The sequence below is a fragment of the Geodermatophilus sp. SYSU D00663 genome, from assembly GCF_054050655.1.
Genome location: NZ_JBJGZT010000021.1, coordinates 71,530 through 87,476 on the forward strand (window position 1 = coordinate 71,530; position 15,947 = coordinate 87,476).

General features: G+C 75.9%; 18 protein-coding genes. 11 read left to right on the forward strand and 7 right to left on the reverse strand.

Going from position 1 to position 15,947, the window contains the following annotated elements; translation table 11 throughout:
* The first annotated feature begins 180 nt into the window (after positions 1–180).
* Positions 181–1,224, forward strand: a complete 1,044-nt coding sequence (locus ACI79Z_RS16525; RefSeq protein ID WP_456903264.1) for a phosphotransferase family protein — start codon at positions 181–183, stop codon at positions 1,222–1,224.
* Between the two features lie 106 nt (positions 1,225–1,330).
* Entirely contained in the window at positions 1,331–1,867 is a 537-nt protein-coding gene (locus tag ACI79Z_RS16530) for a LytR C-terminal domain-containing protein (protein WP_456903265.1), read from the forward strand.
* A 7-nt stretch (positions 1,868–1,874) separates the two neighbouring features.
* Here ACI79Z_RS16530 and ACI79Z_RS16535 read toward each other — a convergent pair whose 3' ends face one another.
* A complete protein-coding gene (locus ACI79Z_RS16535; protein ID WP_456903266.1) occupies positions 1,875–2,696 on the reverse strand; it encodes an inositol monophosphatase family protein in 822 nt (273 codons plus the stop codon).
* 60 nt (positions 2,697–2,756) lie between these two features.
* Here ACI79Z_RS16535 and ppgK point away from each other — a divergent pair, with 60 nt between their 5' ends.
* The 5 genes from ppgK (at position 2,757) to ACI79Z_RS16560 (ending at position 9,347) form a co-directional block, all read left to right on the forward strand.
* Positions 2,757–3,500: a polyphosphate--glucose phosphotransferase gene (ppgK, locus tag ACI79Z_RS16540; RefSeq protein ID WP_387990831.1), complete on the forward strand. Its 744-nt coding sequence runs from the start codon at positions 2,757–2,759 to the stop codon at positions 3,498–3,500.
* Positions 3,501–3,748: 248 nt separating this feature from the next.
* Positions 3,749–5,122 carry an RNA polymerase sigma factor gene (locus ACI79Z_RS16545; RefSeq protein ID WP_387990828.1) on the forward strand — a complete coding sequence of 458 codons (1,374 nt, stop codon included), beginning with the start codon at positions 3,749–3,751 and terminating at the stop codon, positions 5,120–5,122.
* Positions 5,123–5,584: 462 nt separating this feature from the next.
* Complete coding sequence (locus tag ACI79Z_RS16550; RefSeq protein ID WP_143108228.1) at positions 5,585–5,809, forward strand: DUF7455 domain-containing protein; 225 nt, start codon at positions 5,585–5,587, stop codon at positions 5,807–5,809.
* A gap of 143 nt (positions 5,810–5,952) precedes the next feature.
* Complete coding sequence (locus tag ACI79Z_RS16555; protein ID WP_456903267.1) at positions 5,953–8,193, forward strand: VanW family protein; 2,241 nt, start codon at positions 5,953–5,955, stop codon at positions 8,191–8,193.
* An 83-nt stretch (positions 8,194–8,276) separates the two neighbouring features.
* Positions 8,277–9,347 carry a YihY/virulence factor BrkB family protein gene (locus ACI79Z_RS16560; protein WP_456903268.1) on the forward strand — a complete coding sequence of 357 codons (1,071 nt, stop codon included), beginning with the start codon at positions 8,277–8,279 and terminating at the stop codon, positions 9,345–9,347.
* Here the strand turns inward: ACI79Z_RS16560 and ACI79Z_RS16565 are convergent.
* Positions 9,344–9,574, reverse strand: a complete 231-nt coding sequence (locus ACI79Z_RS16565) for a DUF3039 domain-containing protein (protein WP_456903269.1) — start codon at positions 9,572–9,574, stop codon at positions 9,344–9,346. The two genes, ACI79Z_RS16560 and ACI79Z_RS16565, sit on opposite strands and share 4 nt — an antisense overlap.
* A 152-nt stretch (positions 9,575–9,726) precedes the next feature.
* On the opposite strand from ACI79Z_RS16565, the gene ACI79Z_RS16570 reads away from it, so the two are divergent.
* Together ACI79Z_RS16570 and ACI79Z_RS16575 are read left to right on the forward strand one after the other, a co-directional pair.
* Positions 9,727–10,629, forward strand: coding sequence for a pseudouridine-5'-phosphate glycosidase (locus ACI79Z_RS16570; RefSeq protein WP_387990815.1), 903 nt, complete (start codon positions 9,727–9,729; stop codon positions 10,627–10,629).
* Entirely contained in the window at positions 10,626–11,507 is an 882-nt protein-coding gene (locus ACI79Z_RS16575) for a carbohydrate kinase family protein (protein ID WP_456903274.1), read from the forward strand. The genes ACI79Z_RS16570 and ACI79Z_RS16575 overlap by 4 nt, the downstream gene beginning before the upstream one ends.
* 20 nt (positions 11,508–11,527) lie before the next feature.
* Here the strand turns inward: ACI79Z_RS16575 and ACI79Z_RS16580 are convergent, their stop codons facing one another.
* The 3 genes from ACI79Z_RS16580 to merB all read right to left on the reverse strand — a co-directional run bounded on the left by ACI79Z_RS16580 (position 11,528) and on the right by merB (position 13,467).
* Positions 11,528–11,842: a DUF3099 domain-containing protein gene (locus ACI79Z_RS16580; protein ID WP_387990813.1), complete on the reverse strand. Its 315-nt coding sequence runs from the start codon at positions 11,840–11,842 to the stop codon at positions 11,528–11,530.
* A 232-nt stretch (positions 11,843–12,074) separates the two neighbouring features.
* Positions 12,075–12,704, reverse strand: a complete 630-nt coding sequence (locus tag ACI79Z_RS16585; protein WP_456903270.1) for an HhH-GPD-type base excision DNA repair protein — start codon at positions 12,702–12,704, stop codon at positions 12,075–12,077.
* A gap of 103 nt (positions 12,705–12,807) precedes the next feature.
* Complete coding sequence (gene merB / locus ACI79Z_RS16590) at positions 12,808–13,467, reverse strand: organomercurial lyase (protein WP_456903271.1); 660 nt, start codon at positions 13,465–13,467, stop codon at positions 12,808–12,810.
* A 458-nt stretch (positions 13,468–13,925) separates the two neighbouring features.
* Here merB and ACI79Z_RS16595 point away from each other — a divergent pair, with 458 nt between their 5' ends.
* Positions 13,926–14,348 (forward strand): CBS domain-containing protein, encoded by a 423-nt coding sequence (locus tag ACI79Z_RS16595; protein ID WP_387990805.1) that lies wholly within the window; start codon positions 13,926–13,928, stop codon positions 14,346–14,348.
* A 9-nt stretch (positions 14,349–14,357) separates the two neighbouring features.
* Here the strand turns inward: ACI79Z_RS16595 and ACI79Z_RS16600 are convergent, their stop codons facing one another.
* Complete coding sequence (locus ACI79Z_RS16600) at positions 14,358–14,480, reverse strand: hypothetical protein (RefSeq protein WP_387990802.1); 123 nt, start codon at positions 14,478–14,480, stop codon at positions 14,358–14,360.
* Positions 14,481–14,734: 254 nt separating this feature from the next.
* Between ACI79Z_RS16600 and ACI79Z_RS16605 the strand changes: the two genes are divergently transcribed.
* Positions 14,735–14,893, forward strand: a complete 159-nt coding sequence (locus ACI79Z_RS16605) for a hypothetical protein (RefSeq protein ID WP_387990799.1) — start codon at positions 14,735–14,737, stop codon at positions 14,891–14,893.
* A gap of 117 nt (positions 14,894–15,010) precedes the next feature.
* Here ACI79Z_RS16605 and ACI79Z_RS16610 read toward each other — a convergent pair whose 3' ends face one another.
* A complete protein-coding gene (locus ACI79Z_RS16610; RefSeq protein ID WP_456903272.1) occupies positions 15,011–15,802 on the reverse strand; it encodes an alpha/beta fold hydrolase in 792 nt (263 codons plus the stop codon).
* Positions 15,803–15,947 lie beyond the last annotated feature (145 nt).

Here is a 15,947-nt window from a genome sequence, read left to right on the forward strand (position 1 = left end):
CCGGCCGACCACGGGGTCGGCTCGGTACGGGACCGGCAGCCCCCCAACGCCGTGCGGCCCCGGTTTGTGCCCGCCTGTCCGCGCGGGACACACGAGGACGGACGACGGCCCGTCCGGGGCGCCGGGACCGGCCCGGGCGGGCGGTCGGGAGGCGGAGTGCCGGAGGTTACCCTGCCGCCCGTGTCGAGTCCCGTGGGAGCTGACCCCGCCGTCGTCGGTCCGTATCTCGCCTCCGTGCTCAACGACGAGCGCTGGCGGGAGGTGAGCGTCGAGCTGATCGCGGCGGGCATGTCCAACCTCACCTACGTCGTCACCCCGGCCGGGGGCACGGCCGACGACGCGGTGATCCTGCGGCGACCCCCGACGGGCGCGGTCCTCGCCACCGCCCACGACATGGTCCGCGAGCACAAGGTCGTCTCCGCGCTCGGGCCGACGTCGGTCCCGGTGCCGCGGACGCTGCACCTGTGCACCGACACCGGGGTGCTGGGCGCGCCGTTCTACGTCATGGAGCGGGTCGTCGGCCTGCACGTGGTGAACGAGATCCCGGCCGGCTACGCCGACACCCCGGAGCTGCGGCGGCGGATCGGCGACGGGCTGATCGACGTCCTGGCCGACCTGCACGCCGTCGACGCCGAGGCCGTGGGCCTGGGCGACTTCGGCCGGCCCGAGGGCTTCCTCGCCCGGCAGGTGCGCCGGTGGACCAAGCAGTGGGACGCCACGCGCGACCGCGACCGCCCCCACATGGACGCCCTCGCCGAGCGGCTGGCCGAGACCGTGCCGGCCACCCAGCGGACCGGGATCGTGCACGGCGACTACCGGCTGGACAACTGCCTGCTCGACCCCGAGCGCCCCGGCGCCGTCCGCGCCGTCCTCGACTGGGAGATGTCGACCCTCGGCGACCCGCTCACCGACATCGGGATGCTGTTCGTCTACTGGCCCGAGGCCGGGGAGACCCGCCCGGTGCTCAGCCCGGTGACGACGCTGCCCGGCTTCCCCACCCGCCGGGAGATCGCCGAGCGGTACGCGGAGCGCAGCGGCGTGGACCTCTCCGACCTCGACTGGTACGTCGGGTTCGCCTTCTTCAAGTTCGCCGCGATCGTCGCCGGCATCGTGGCCCGCTCGGCCGCCGGCGCGATGGCCGGCAAGGACACCTCCGGCTACGCCGACCGCATCGACCCGTGCGTCGAGCTGGGACGCGCCGCGCTGGAGGACGGTGCCCTCTGAGCGCCGGTGGCGTGCCTAGACTCCGCGCGACCCGACCTGGACTCCGCGCGACCCGACCTGGCGCGGCCCGCCGGACCCCTCCGGGTCGCCGCCGAGGAGGACGACCGTGAGCACCAGCACCGCCACCCCGCCGGTGCGTCCCCGCAAGGACCGTCGCTACCTGCCGCCGCTGGTCTTCCTGCTCGTGCTGGCCCTGGGCGCGCTCGCCGTGTGGTGGAAGGTCTTCTCCGACGAGGGCGCCCGGGACGCGGCGCAGGCCGCGGCGTGCGAGACCGCCGAGGCGGCGCCGCCGTCGCTGGACCCCAGCACGGTCACGGTGCGCGTCTACAACGCCTCGGACCTCGCGGGCAAGGCGCAGGAGGTCGCCGGTGAGCTGACCGCGCGCGGCTTCGTCGTCGAGGAGGTCGCCAACGACCCGACCGACCGCGAGGTGACCGGCCCGGGCGAGATCCGGCACGGCGCGCGCGGCACCGACGCCGCCCGGTACCTGTCGCTGTTCCTCCCGGACGCCGGCGCCTACCAGGACACCCGCGCCGACGCCCGCGTCGACCTGGTGATCGGCCCGGAGTTCACCGGGCTGGCCCCGGCCGACCAGGTCGCGGCCACCCTCACCCCGATCGCCAGCGCCGAGGCCGCCTGCTGACGACCCGTCAGCGCACCTCCGGGTGGAGCCGGTCGAGCAGCGCGAGCAGCGGCCCGGCCACCGTCTCGGGGACGGCGACCGCCATCGGCTCGGCGAACGGCCGGCCGGGCAGGCCGGTGACCACCAGCCCGGCCTCGGCGGCGACCAGCGCGCCGGCGGCGTGGTCCCAGGGCTTGAGGTCCAGCTCGTAGTAGGCGTCCACCCGGCCGGCGGCCACCGAGCACAGGTCCAGCGACGCGCAGCCCTGCCGGCGGATGTCGCGGACCTCGGGGAGCAGCTGGGCGACGACGGCGCCCTGGGCCCGCCGCTGCTCCACGCGGTACCCGAACCCGGTGGCCACCAGCGTCTGCCCGAGGGACGCCGGCCGGTTGCCCTCCAGCCGCACCGGCTCGGGCCGCGCCGGGGTGGAGAGGAACGCCCCGCCACCGGCGGTGGCGGTGAACAGCTCTCCGGTGGGGACGTCGAGCACCGCGCCGGCCACCGTGACGCCGTCGACCTGGGCGGCGATGGACACGGCGTACCCGCGCAGCCCGTAGAGGAAGTTGACGGTGCCGTCGATCGGGTCGACGACCCACCGCACGCCGCTGGTGCCCGCGCGGGAGGCGCCCTCCTCGCCGAGCAGGCCGTCGTCGGGCCGGGCGGCGAGCAGCCGGCCGGTGATCAGCCGCTCGGAGGCGGTGTCGACGGCGGTGACGACGTCGGTGGGGCTGCTCTTGACGTCGACGGCGGCCGCGGCCGACCCGCGCTCGCGGGCGACGAGGTCGGCCGCCTCGCGGGCGGTCGCGACGGCGAGGCCGAGCAGCTCGGCGGGGGGTGGCGAGGCACTCACCCGGGCGATCCTGCCCGAGCCGCCGCCCGGGGTGCGGTCCCGGTCACTAGGGTGACCGGCGTGCAGGGGTTCGGCGTGGACATCGGCGGCAGCGGCATCAAGGGGTGCCTGGTCGACCTCGAGGCCGGTGCGCTCGTGGGCGAGCGGGTGCGGGTGGAGACGCCCCAGCCGTCCACGCCGGAGGCGGTCTACGAGGTCGTCGCCGGCATCGTGTCGTCCTTCGGCTGGACCGGCCGCATCGGCGTCACCTACCCCGGGGTGATGAAGCGCGGGGTCGCGCACACCGCCGCCAACATGGACAAGGCCTGGATCGGCACCGACGTCGACGCCGGGCTCAGCGCGCTGGTGCCCGGGACCGTCGAGACCCTCAACGACGCCGACGCCGCCGGGCTGGCCGAGATGCGCTACGGCGCCGGCCGGGACCAGGACGGCGTCGTCCTCATGCTCACCTTCGGCACCGGCATCGGCAGCGCGCTGTTCGTCGACGGGCGGCTGGTGCCCAACACCGAGTTCGGGCACATCCAGGTCGACGGCGAGGACGGCGAGAAGCGCGCGTCGGCGGCCGCCCGGGAGCGCGAGGACCTCAGCTACCCGCACTGGGCCAAGCGCGTCGACCGCTACCTCGACGTCCTCGAGGCGGGGCTGTGGCCCGACCTGATCATCGTCGGCGGCGGGGTGAGCAAGAAGGCCCACAAGTGGGTGCCGCTGCTGAGCACGCGGACGCCGGTGGTGCCCGCCCAGCTCCAGAACGACGCCGGCATCGTCGGGGCCGCGCTGGCCGCCGCGGAGCGGCTGGAGCCCTGACCGGGGCACGGTCCCGCCCTTCCGGGCGATCCCGCGCCGTTCGAGGCGGTGGTCACACCGACTCCCGTCGCTACAATGGAAGAGCCCCAGCCCGTCACCACCCAGCCGGGAGTCATCCCCCGTCCGAGCAGCGGCGAAACACCGTTCCGGACTCTGGGGCCCTCCCCGCTCCGCGGCCGACGGCCGGGGCCGCTGCCCGGGAGTCACACCGCCCCCGGGGAACGCACCCAGCACGGGAAGGATCCTGAGTGCCCGCCGACAAGCCTGCACCGGACGACACCGCCGCGAGCAGCACCCGCTCGAAGACGGTCGCCGCGAGCACCCGGTCTCCCCGGACCAGCGCCACCGTCGGCGTCGCCGACGACGCGCCGGCCAAGCCCGCCGCACGCAAGCGGGCCGCCACGGGCAAGGCCAAGACGGCCGCCCCCAAGGGAGCCGCGAAGCCGAGCATCAGCCCCTCCCCCGGTACCGGTGAGGGCACCGTGCTGACCGCCGTCGCGTCCGAGGACTCCGCCGTCGCGGTGGTCGACGCCGGGGCCGAGGGCCTCACCATCGACGAGACCGTCGTCGCCGGTCCCGACGGCGCCGAGGCCGAGGCGCCCGCCGCCGAGGAGACCGCCGAGGGCGGCGGCGACTTCGAGTGGGACGACGAGGAGGAGTCCGAGGCGCTGCGGCAGGCCCGCAAGGACGCCGAGCTCACCGCCTCGGCCGACTCGGTCCGCGCCTACCTCAAGCAGATCGGCAAGGTCGCCCTCCTCAACGCCGAGGAGGAAGTCGACCTCGCCAAGCGCATCGAGGCCGGCCTGTACGCCGCCGAGCGCATGCGCCAGGTCGAGGAGGAGGGCCAGAAGCTCTCCCCGCAGATGCGCCGCGACCTCAACTGGATCATCCGCGACGGCGAGCGCGCCAAGAACCACCTGCTGGAGGCCAACCTCCGCCTGGTGGTCTCCCTCGCCAAGCGCTACACCGGCCGCGGCATGGCGTTCCTGGACCTGATCCAGGAGGGCAACCTCGGCCTGATCCGCGCGGTCGAGAAGTTCGACTACACCAAGGGCTACAAGTTCTCCACGTACGCCACCTGGTGGATCCGGCAGGCGATCACCCGTGCCATGGCCGACCAGGCCCGCACCATCCGCATCCCGGTGCACATGGTCGAGGTCATCAACAAGCTCGGCCGCATCCAGCGCGAGCTGCTCCAGGACCTCGGGCGCGAGCCCACCCCGGAGGAGCTGGCCAAGGAGATGGACATCACCCCGGACAAGGTGCTGGAGATCCAGCAGTACGCCCGGGAGCCGATCAGCCTCGACCAGACCATCGGCGACGAGGGCGACAGCCAGCTCGGTGACTTCATCGAGGACTCCGAGGCGGTCGTCGCCGTCGACGCGGTCAGCTTCACCCTCATGCAGGACCAGCTGACCAGCGTGCTGCAGACGCTGTCCGAGCGGGAGGCCGGCGTGGTCCGGCTGCGGTTCGGCCTCACCGACGGCCAGCCGCGCACGCTCGACGAGATCGGCCAGGTCTACGGGGTCACCCGCGAGCGGATCCGGCAGATCGAGTCCAAGACGATGTCGAAGCTGCGCCACCCCAGCCGCTCGCAGGTGCTGCGCGACTACCTCGACTGAGGAAGGACCCTCCTGCCCCCCACCGCTCGCAGGCTCGCGGCGGGCCCCTGCAGGAGGGCCGTTCCAGGACGTCACCTGACGGCCGGCACCCAGCACGGGTGCCGGCCGTCGGCGTGTGCCGGCCGCGTTGCGGGATGGTCACGATCTCACCCTGCCGGGCGGACGGCGCGGTGTACGGCGGCACCGGCCGGGTAGACGGCGTAGCGTGGGCGACGTCGAGACAGCAGCGGACCCACAGCCGGAAACCAGCCCGGCGCCCGGAACGACCCAGCACCACCAACAGACCGGCACCACCCAGAGGTCCCTGCTGACCACCGTCCCCACCGGTCCCAGCGGTCACCGGCTCACCGGAACCCGGCGAGTCGCCCGCAGTGACACGAGGCACGGGAACAGGAGGATCCATCCTGGCGCTGTGCAGGAGGCCGATCCGCAGCAGCGGGTCCGTGCGGTAGAGAGCGAGTGATGACCCAGATGACCCAGACGCTGACGACGACCCCCGCCGCCGACGACCTGGTCGTGCCCTTCCACTGCGACCGGTGCGGCGCACTGGCCAAGGTGCGTGTCGTGCTCGCCAGCGGCAGCGACCTCGTGTTCTGCGGGCACCACGCCCGCGAGTACGAGTCCAAGCTCCGCGACATCGCCGTCGACATCATCGAGACCGACGGCGAGCAGCGCCTCGCACACTGAGAGAGGCGCTATCGTCGCTCACCGCGATGATGCCCTCACCCGACGCCGCCGCCGGCGTCCCCAATCCGCCTGACGCGGACGGGGACCCGGCGGCTCCGTCGTTCCCGGGGTCCCCCGGTCGACGGCGACCCGAGGAACCCCCGATGCCGCAGCCCCCTGCCTCCTCCCCGTCGACCGGCACCGCCCCCGAGGCGGACGCCGACGCGCACGCGGGCCTGTCCGACGACACCCGCCCGGTCCCCCGCGACCGCGGTCCCGTCGGGCCCGACGCACCCCCTCCGCCGGCCGCCGCCCCCGCCGACACACCGGAGCAGTCCGCCCCGGACGCCGGCGACACGCCCGGGCCGGACCCGGTCCACGACACCGTCGCGCTGACCGGCGGCCCGGCCGCACCGGAGACCGGGCAGCGGACCACCCAGCCGGTCGAGCCGGCCGCTGCCGAGGCTCCCGCCGGGGACGCCTCGGACACCGTCGTCCTCGGCGGTGCCGCCGCCGTCCCGGCCGACCCGCCGGCTCCCCGGCCGCCCGCCGCTCCCCCCGTCCCCCCGCCCGGCTCCGGCGACGGCCCGAGCGACGGCGGCGGTCCCGGCGAGCCGCCCGCGGGCGCCCGCCGTCCCCGCTGGCGCCGACCCGCCGTCCTGGCCCCCGCCGGCCTGCTCGCCGTCCTCGGGCTGGCCTGGGGCGTCGACGTGCTGGTGGCCGGGGACGACGTCCCCCGCAACACGGTGGTGGCCGGCATCGACGTCGGCGGCCTGTCCCCCGCGGCCGCCGCCGACCGGCTCGAGCAGGACCTCGCCCCCCGGGTCGCCGCCGACCACGTCGTCGTCGCCGACGACGTCGAGGCCACCCTGTCCCCCGCCACCGCCGGCATCACCCTCGACGTGGACGCGACCGTCGACGCCGCCGACGACCAGCCGCTGAACCCCTGGACCCGCCTGGTGTCGCTGTTCAGCGAGCGCGAGGTCGACCCGGTCATCACCGGCGAGGACACCGCGCTGGTCGCCCAGGTCGACACCATCGCCACCCAGGTGGACCGGGTGCCGGTCGACGCGACCATCGCGATCGAGGGCACCACGCCGACCCTGGTCGAGCCGGTGGACGGCCGGACGCTGGACCGCGAGGGCGCCGCCGAGGCGATCACCGCGGCGCTGGCCTCCGGCGGCGACCCGGAGACGCCGATCGAGCTGCCGGTCGACGTCGAGCCGGTGCGGGTGGGCACGGAGGAGGCGCAGCGCGTCCTCGACGAGACCGTCACCCCCGCGCTCGCCGCGCCGGTCACGGTGACCAGCCAGGACGGCGGCACCTCGGTCGAGGTCCCGGTCGAGGCGATCGCGGCGTCCCTGACGTTCACCCCGCAGGACGGCGGCGAGCTCGCCGTCGCCGTCGACCCGGCGGCGCTGCAGTCGGCCATGGCCGAGGACTTCACCGCCTTCGGCGAGCCGGCGCAGGACGCCCGCTTCGAGGTCGTGGGCGACGGCGTGCGGGTCGTGCCGTCGGTCGACGGCACCGGCGTGGACCCGCAGGCCCTGTCCGGCCAGCTGCTCGAGGTGCTGGACGACCCGGCGCCGCGCACGGTCACCGCGCAGCTGGGCCCGGTGCCGGCCGAGCTGACCACCGAGGAGGCGCAGGCGCTCGGCATCGTCGAGGAGGTCAGCTCCTTCACGACCACGACGACGAACAACGCCAGCGCCACCAACATCCGGACGGTGGCCGAGGAGGTCGACGGCGCGCTGGTGCTCCCCGGCGAGACGTTCAGCCTCAACACCCACACCGGCCCGCGCGGCACCGCGCAGGGCTACGTGCCGGCCAACGTGATCAGCGGCGGCGAGCTGTCGACGGCGGTCGGCGGCGGCATCAGCCAGTTCGCCACCACGATGTTCAACGCGGTCTTCTTCGCCGGGCTCGAGGACGTCTACCACAAGCCGCACAGCTTCTACATCAGCCGCTACCCCGCCGGCCGCGAGGCCACGGTGTACGAGGGCCAGATCGACCTGCAGTGGCGCAACGACTCCGACACCGGCATCTTCGTCGACACCCGGTGGACCCCCGGGGCCTCCGGCGGGTCGATCACGGTGACCTTCTACGGGACGCGGCGCTACGAGATCGAGGCGATCGAGGGCCCGCGGACGAACTACCGGCAGCCGGCGGTGCAGGAGAAGGTCGACGACGGCGACTGCATCCCGCAGTCCGGCGTGCAGGGCTTCGACGTCACCGTGACCCGGGTGTTCCGCGACCTGCAGAGCGGCTCGGAGATCAAGCGGGAGACGTTCGAGACCAGCTACGCCGCCGAGGCGGTCATCCGCTGCGTCGCCCCGGCGCCGGCTGCCGACCCGGCCGCACCTCCGCCCGACGGCGGCACGCCGCCGGCAGGGCCCACGGCCTGACCCCGCTCCCCGACCGGGTCCACCGGCGCCCGGCCCCGCCCCGTCGGCGGCGGGGGCGGGCGCCGGGCGTGCACACTGGCCTGGTGAGCACCGTGCGGGCCGGCGGGCGGTCCCGCACCGACGGGGCCGCGGAGGACACGCACGCCCCCGCGGCCGCCCCGCCCCCCACCGGCGCCAGCCGCGCCGACCTCCCGGCCCCCGGCCGCCTCGACCACTGGCCGCCGGTGGTCCGGGTGCCGCTGCAGGTGCTCGGGCGCACGGTGGCCAAGGCCTGGCAGGACCGCATCCTCGGGCTGTCCGGCGAGGCGGCGTTCTGGCAGATCCTCTCGGTGCCACCGCTGCTGATCGCGCTGCTCGGGTCGCTCGGCTTCCTCGGCGACTGGATCGGCGCGCAGTCGGTGCAGACGATCGAGGACACGCTGGTCGACGCCTCCAGCGAGGTGCTCACCGCCGACGTCGTCGACTCGCTGGTGCGGCCCACGCTCAGCGACATCCTGACCTCGGGCCGGCTCGACGTCGTGAGCGTGGGCTTCCTGCTCACCCTGTGGGCCGGGTCCTCGGCGACGGCGACGTTCATGAACACGATCGTCATCGCCTACGACCAGCGCGACGTCCGCGGCCCGATCGCCACCCGGCTCATGGCGCTGTGGCTGTTCGTCGTCGGCCTCGTGCTCGCGGTGGTCATGCTGCCGCTGCTGGTGCTCGGTCGCGGGGTGCTGGTCGGGCTGCTCCCGCCGGAGTGGCACGAGACGGCGACGGTGCTGATCAACGCCGTCTACTGGCCGGTGGTGGTCGTGGGCCTGCTGCTCGCGCTGACGAGCTTCTACCACGTGGTCCTGCCGCGGCGGCTGCCGTGGCGGCGGCACCTGCCGGGCACGCTGCTGGCCGTCGGCTTCTTCATGGTGGCGGCGACGGTGCTGCGGCTGTACGTGTCCGACATCCTGGTCGCCGCGCTGCCCTACGGCGCGCTGGCGACCCCGATCGCGGCGCTGCTGTTCCTGTTCTTCTTCGGGATGGCGGTGCTGCTCGGCGCCGAGCTCAACGCGACCGTCCAGGAGCGGTGGCCGGCGCCGCTGCGCCGGCACACCCGCCGGGCGCAGCGCCGCCGCGCCGCCGAACTCGAGGCCGAGGCCAAGCGCCTCGGACTCCGCTAGTCCTTGCGGAGCTGCTCGTAGATCTCCTTGCAGGCCGGGCAGACGGGGCTGCCGGGCTTGGGCGACTTGGTCACCGGGAACACCTCGCCGCACAGCGCCTCGACCAGCGTGCCCATGACGGCGCTCTCGGCGATCTTGTTCTTGCGGACGTAGTGGAAGACCTCGTTGGCGTTGCCGGTGTCCGAGTCGCGGACGTCGGGCTTCTCGAGGAGGTCGGTGCTGCTCACGGTCTCTCCCTGGCTCGGGGACGTCTCCTGCGCGGGCACCCCGGCGTCCTCCGGCGGAGGTGGTGGCCGGGCGCGACCGCCCCGCCCACCATGATGGCAGGGTGCCCCCCGAAGCTCCCCGCACCGAGCCCCGCCGTGCTGCCACCGCACCCGTGACCCTCTCCCCGGAGGTGGCCGGGGCGCTCGACGCCGGCGCCCCCGTCGTCGCCCTGGAGAGCACGCTGCTCGCCCACGGCCTGCCGCGGCCGGACAACCGCGCCGCCGCCGACGACGTCGAGGCGGCCGTGCGGGCCGGCGGCGCGGTGCCGGCCACGATCGCGGTGCTCGACGGCGTGCCGCACGTGGGGCTGACGGCCGAGCAGGTCGACCGGGTGTGCGCCGACCCCGACCTGGCGAAGCTCGGCGTCCGGGACCTGCCGGTGGCCGCCGCGCTCGGCCTGTCCGGCGCCACCACCGTCTCGAGCACCGCGCTGCTGGCGGAGGCCGCGGGGATCGGCGTGTTCGCCACCGGCGGCCTGGGCGGGGTGCACCGGCAGTCGGCCGAGACCTTCGACGAGTCCGCCGACCTCACCGCGCTCTCGCGCACCTCGCTGGCCGTCGTCTGCGCCGGCGTGAAGTCCATCCTCGACGTCCCCGCCACGCTGGAGCGGCTGGAGAGCCTCTCGGTGACCGTCGTCGGCTACGGCACCCGCACCTTCCCCGGCTTCTACGTCGCCGACTCCGGCGCCCAGGTGGACTGGGCGGTCGAGTCCCCCGAGCAGGCGGCCGCGGTGCTCGCCGCGCGGCGCGCGGTGGCGCCGGGCGCGGTCGTCGTCGCCAACCCGCTGCCGGCCGACGAGCAGCTGGACCCGGAGCTGCACGCCCGGGTCATCGCCGACGCGCTGGCCGCCGCCGAGGCCGCCGGGGTGCGCGGCAAGGCGGTGACGCCGTTCGTCCTCGACCACCTGCACCGGGCCAGCGAGGGCGCGACGCTCGCGGTGAACGTGCGGCTCGTGCTGCGCAACGCGGAGCTCGCCGGGCGGATCGCGGCCGCGCTGGCCGCCGCGGCCCGCTGAGCACCCGCCCGGTCGTCGTCGTCGGCGACCTGGCCACCGACGTCGTCGCCGTCCTGTCCGGCGAGCCGGCGCCGGGCTCGGACCGGCCGGCCGCCATCCGCACCCGCGGGGGCGGGGCGGGGGCCAACGTCGCCGCGCACCTGGCCGCGCTCGGGGTGCCGGTCACCCTCGCCGGGTGCGTGGGCGACGACCCGGCCGGCGCGGCGCTGCTCGCCGAGCTCGCCGCCGCCGGGGTGGGCCTGGCGGTGCGGACCGTGCATGGCGCGGCCAGCGGGACGATCGTCAGCCTGGTCGAGCCGGACGGGCAGCGGAGCATGCTCGCCGACCGCGGCGCCAACCTGGACCTGCGGCCCGACGACCTCCCGCCGCCGCTGCCCGGCGCCCACCTGCACCTGTCGGGCTACACGCTGCTCGACGAGCGCCCCCGCGCGGCCGGGCTCGCGGCGCTGGCCGCGGCCCGGGCGGCCGGGTGCACGGTGTCGCTGGACCCGGCGTCGACGGGCCCGCTGGCCGGCTACGGCGTGGACCGGTGGCTGGCCGACACCGCCGGCGTCGACCTGCTGCTGCCCAACGCCGACGAGGCGCGGCTGCTGTCGGGCTGCGCGGACGTGACCGACGCCGCGCGGGCGCTGGCCGCCCGGCACGGCGCGGTCGCGGTCACCCTCGGGGGCGACGGGGCGCTGTGGGCCGCCGGGACCGCGGTGCTGCACCGCCCGGCGCGCCCCGCCCGGGTCGTGGACACCACCGGCGCCGGGGACGCGTTCACCGCCGGGCTGCTCGCGGTGTGGCTGGGCGGGCCGGACGCCGACCCGGCCGCCGCGCTGGACGCGGGGCTGGCCCGGGCCGCCGAGGTGGTCGGCCGGCCGGGCGCGCGCTGAGGAGGCTCGGAGGCCGGGGCTCAGCCCTCGATGACGGTGCCGCCCTCGATGGCGCGCCGGCGGCGGGCCGGGTCGTCGAGGATGCGGTCGGGCTGCGGCGCCCGGTACCGGTGGGCGTCGAGCTTCTTCTTCGGCGGCCGGTCGTTGGCCATGACAACGGCGATCCACGGCAGCACCGTGCCGAGGACGGCGAACACGATCGCCAGCCACAGGATCTGGTAGGTCGCCGCGGCCAGCACCAGGGCGACGGCGCGGACGGCCATGGTGAGGACGTACCGCTTCTTCCGGGCCGCGTGCTGCTCGGCCAGGCTGGGCTCTGCCTGCGTGATGAGCACCGGCTCCGACCGTCGGGGTCGTGCGGACTGCTGGCTCGAGGCCACGGACACCCATCCCCTCCGCCGGCCCGGGGCCCGACGCTGTCGCCTCGCGGCCGGGTCCGGTCCCTGCTGGCCGGCCCCGGGGATCCCCGGTCCGGCCCCCATGGTGCCACCGGGACAGGGGCTGTGCAGGTGCCTCCGCGGACGATCGCGGGCCAGATCCAGCGTGTCGCGACGGACTCCCCGCCGCCTATCCGGCGGCCTGCTCCGCCGCCTCCTCGGCCGCCTTCTCGGCGGCCTGCTTGGCGGCCTGCTTCGCGGCCTGCTTGGCGGCCTGCTTCGCGGCCCTGACCTCGGCCAGCGACTCCGGGCCGGTGATGTCGGCGACCGACCGGCGCGAGCCCTCCTCGCCGTAGGACCCGGCCGCCTCGCGCCACCCCGGCGGGGTCACGCCGTACTGCTTGCCGAGCAGCGCCACGAGGATCTTCGCCTTCTGCGCGCCGAAGCCGGGCAGCTCGCCGATCCGGCGCAGCAGCGCGGCGCCGTCCGGGACGCCGTCCCACAGGCCCTCCGCCCGGCCGTCGTAGCGGTCGACGAGCAGCCGGCACAGCGCCTGGGCGCGCTGGGCCATCGAGCCCGGGTAGCGGTGCACGGCCGGCGGCCCCTGGAACCAGGCGAGCAGGACGTCGGGGTCGGCGTCGGCGATCGCGGCCGCCGAGAGCGTGTCCACCCCCATGCGGTCGGCGAGCAGCCGCGGGCCCGCGAAGGCGCGCTCCATCGGGAACTGCTGGTCGAACAGCATGCCGAGGACGAGGGCGAGCGGGTCGCGGCCGAGCAGGTCGTCGGCGGCGTCGTCCTGGGTGATGCGGAGGCTCGGCACGCCCCCGATCCTGCCGCACCGTGCGACGAGGGCATCCGGAGCGATCACCGACCTCGACGCAGGCCGGCCCGGAGGAGGTCGAGGGGACCCGCCCGTCGGCCCCTCAGAGCCCCCAGAAGGGGCCGGAGAGACCGACGCTGCGCATGTAGTCGGCGGCCCGGGCGGGCTCGCGGCGGGTGTACCCGCGGTCGAAGCGGCCGGTGTACCAGTCCGAGGCGAGGCGCCAGAGCGTGGTCAGGTCCATGACGTAGCCGCGGTCGTTCCCGGTCCGGTCGAGCCACGCGTCGACGCACGTCTCGCCGCAGAAGATCCGCTGATGGCCGCAGGTGCGGACGACGTCGTCCCAGATCCGCGCCGCGGGGACGAGGAAGTGGGCGACCTGGTCCCCCTCCGGCGGTGCGGTGCGCGTGACGTTCCACGCGTGCGGGGCCGCGCAGGCGGGGCAGGTCGTCGCGACGAGCAGTGCCGGTTCCCGGTGGAGCAGGTGGGGCATCGCGAAGGAGTCCCAGGCGCAGCCACCCCACCACAGCGTCGAGCTGCCCATCACGGAGAAGCCGAGGGGGATGGCCGAGAAGGGATGGGCCATGACGATGCTGCCGCCCTGGTCGAGGACCAGGTGCCGCGCGGCCGCGAGCTGCTCCAGGGCGTCGCGGATGCGCTGCGGTGACACGTCGAACCGGTGGGCGAGCTCGTCGGGAGCCGGTGGGCGGCCCTCCAGGGCGAATCCGGTGTAGACGGCCAGGCGGACGTCCTCGAGGTCCATGCGACCCTCCTTCGCTCGGCAGGCGTCATCCCCGGTCCCGGTGCTGCGTGACGGTCGCGGACGCGGCGGTCCGACGGTCCGGGAGCCGGGTCGGTCCGGCCCACGGACCGGGGAGAGCCGGTCGCCCGCTGCTCCGCGGCCGTCTGCGACGCCTTGCCCGACGACCCGGACACGCCCTCGCGCACGGGGTCGGGTCCAGGACCGGGGGGCGCCGGACCCGCGCGGAACGAGTCCATGTCGGCGACCCGACGCCGCAGTTCCCCAGGGACCGTCACGCTCGACCTCCGCGTCTCCCTGCAGCCTACGGTCGTCCGCTCCTCCCGCACCGCTGCTCGGGCACCGGGAGGCAACCGGGCCCCCGGTGCTGCTGGTGCCGCGCCCGTGCTCGGGAGCAGACTCGTGCCGAGCCCCTGGAGGGCTCCCCTTCCTGCGGCGGCCCCGCTCGAGAGGAGGACCCGATGACCACGACCACCACCGGCCACGTGACCGTCGGCGAGGTGATGCGGCCCCCGGTGACGACGGTCGAGCGCGACGCCCACGTGGCCGCGGCCGCGTGGCTGATGAAGAAACACCACGACAACGCGCTGGTCGTCGTCACCGACGGCGCGACGCAGGAGCCGGTCACCCTGGTCTGCGACGGCGACGTCGCCCAGGCGGTCGCGGACGGGCGGGACCTCGAGCAGGTGCGGCTCACCGACCTGCCCCTCCTGCCGATGGTGCTGGTTGCGCCGGACACGCCGGTCGCCGACGCCGCGGAGCAGATGCTCGCGGCCGGCGTCGTCTACGCGCCCGTGGTGCAGGACCGGCGGCTGGTCGGGCTGGTCGACCTCCCCGCCGTCTGCCGCGGCCTCCTCGCCGAGCGCGCGAGCGGCGGGGCATAGGGCCCGACGTCAGGCGGAGACGGAGAACAGCGGCCGGCTCCCGGGCACGTCGCGCAGGACGGGGACGCCGCGGTCGTCGGAGGCGAGCCCCGAGCCGACGACGGGGTCCCGGACCGTGCCGGAGACGAGCACCTCCCGTCCCCGGCGACGCCGACCCCGTGCCCGCCCCAGCGGGACAGCTCCGCGCGCGCCAGGGCGAGGAACCGGTCGCGGATGGAGGCCCGGGCGGCGTCGCCGACCCGCGCGACGAGCTCGGTGGAGCCCGCCACGGCGACGAACAGCACCGTCGACGGCACGGTCGTGGTGGGGTGCGCCGCCGGGCGGGTGCCGGTGGGGAACCGCTCGATCTCGGCCAGCGGGGCCTCGGTGTCCCCGAGGAAGAAGCGGTGGTCGTCGCCCTGGAGCTCGACCAGCCGTGCGCCGGGGATGTGGTCGGCGAGGTACCGGCCGATGCCGATCGGGATCACCAGGTCACCGCGGCGGTGCAGCACCAGGGCCGGGACCCGGATGGTGGGAGCACGTCGCGCAGGCCGATGCGCGGGTAGAGCTCGAACGTGCGGCGGGCCGTCCCGGAGCTGGCGCCGAGGCGCTGCAGCGTGCCCCACCAGGCGCGCAGCGCCGTGTCGCCGCGGCGTCCCGGGGCTCACGGCACGGTCCCGGGCTCACGGCACGGCGAGGAGGAAGCGGCGCACGGCGGCGTCGAACGCCGCGGGGGCCTCGAGGTTGACGACGTGACCGACGCCGGGGAGGAGCACCAACTGGGATCCGGGGATCGCGGCGTGCAGCGCCTCGGCCACCGGCCGCGGCGCCCGCACGTCCTCGGTGCCGTGGAGCAGCAGGGTCGGGACGGCGACGGTCGGCAGCACGTCCCGCAGGTCGGCGTCGGCGAACGCGGTGAGCATCGACCGCGTCCCGGCCGGACGGACGTCGAGCACCACCGCGCGGACGAGGTCGAGGGTCTCCTGCGGCACGGGGCCGGCGAAGAAGCCGGGCAGGTAGCCGTCGACCCACTCGGCCGGGGGGCGGTCGAGCTCCGCGCGCACCCGCCGCAGCCGGGCCTCGACCTCCTCCGGGGGCAGCGACCCCCTCCACCCGGCGTAGGCGGAGGCGAGGACCAGGGAGCGGACCACCTCCGGGTGGCGCTGCCACACCGCGAGCGCGAGCCCGCCGCCGAACGACAGGCCGCACAGGTGCACCCGGCCCAGGCCGAGCCCGCCGACGAGCGCGGCCACCGCGTCGGTGTACCCGGCCAGCGTCAGGTCGGCCGGCGGGTCGGGGGACGCACCGCAGCCGGGCGCGTCCCAGGCGACCACGTCGAACCCGTCCGACAGCCCCTCCAGCTGCGGCCGCCACTCCCGGCCGTCGCTCCACGCGCCGTGCAGGAGGAGCAGAGGCGCTCCTGCACCCGCGCGGTGGTAGGCGATGGTCCACCCGCCGGCCTCGACGACGTCCACGGCGGCCCCTCGACGATGCTGCTGGCCGTGGTGGGGGGGGGGGGGCGCCCCGCGCGCCCCCCGTCCCAAACCCGCCACCCCGCGGCGAGCCCCCCGGCGAGGTGTCACGCGGTCCCAGGTGCGACCGCCCCAGCCCAAGGGCTTG

Coding starts and splice junctions, on each gene's coding strand:
- ACI79Z_RS16550 (WP_143108228.1), top strand. CDS start 5,585: ATGACCCAGATGACCCAGACGCTGACGACGACCCCCGCCGCCGACGAC.
- ACI79Z_RS16555 (WP_456903267.1), top strand. CDS start 5,953: ATGCCGCAGCCCCCTGCCTCCTCCCCGTCGACCGGCACCGCCCCCGAG.
- merB (WP_456903271.1), bottom strand. CDS start 13,467: ATGGACCTCGAGGACGTCCGCCTGGCCGTCTACACCGGATTCGCCCTG.
- ACI79Z_RS16595 (WP_387990805.1), top strand. CDS start 13,926: ATGACCACGACCACCACCGGCCACGTGACCGTCGGCGAGGTGATGCGG.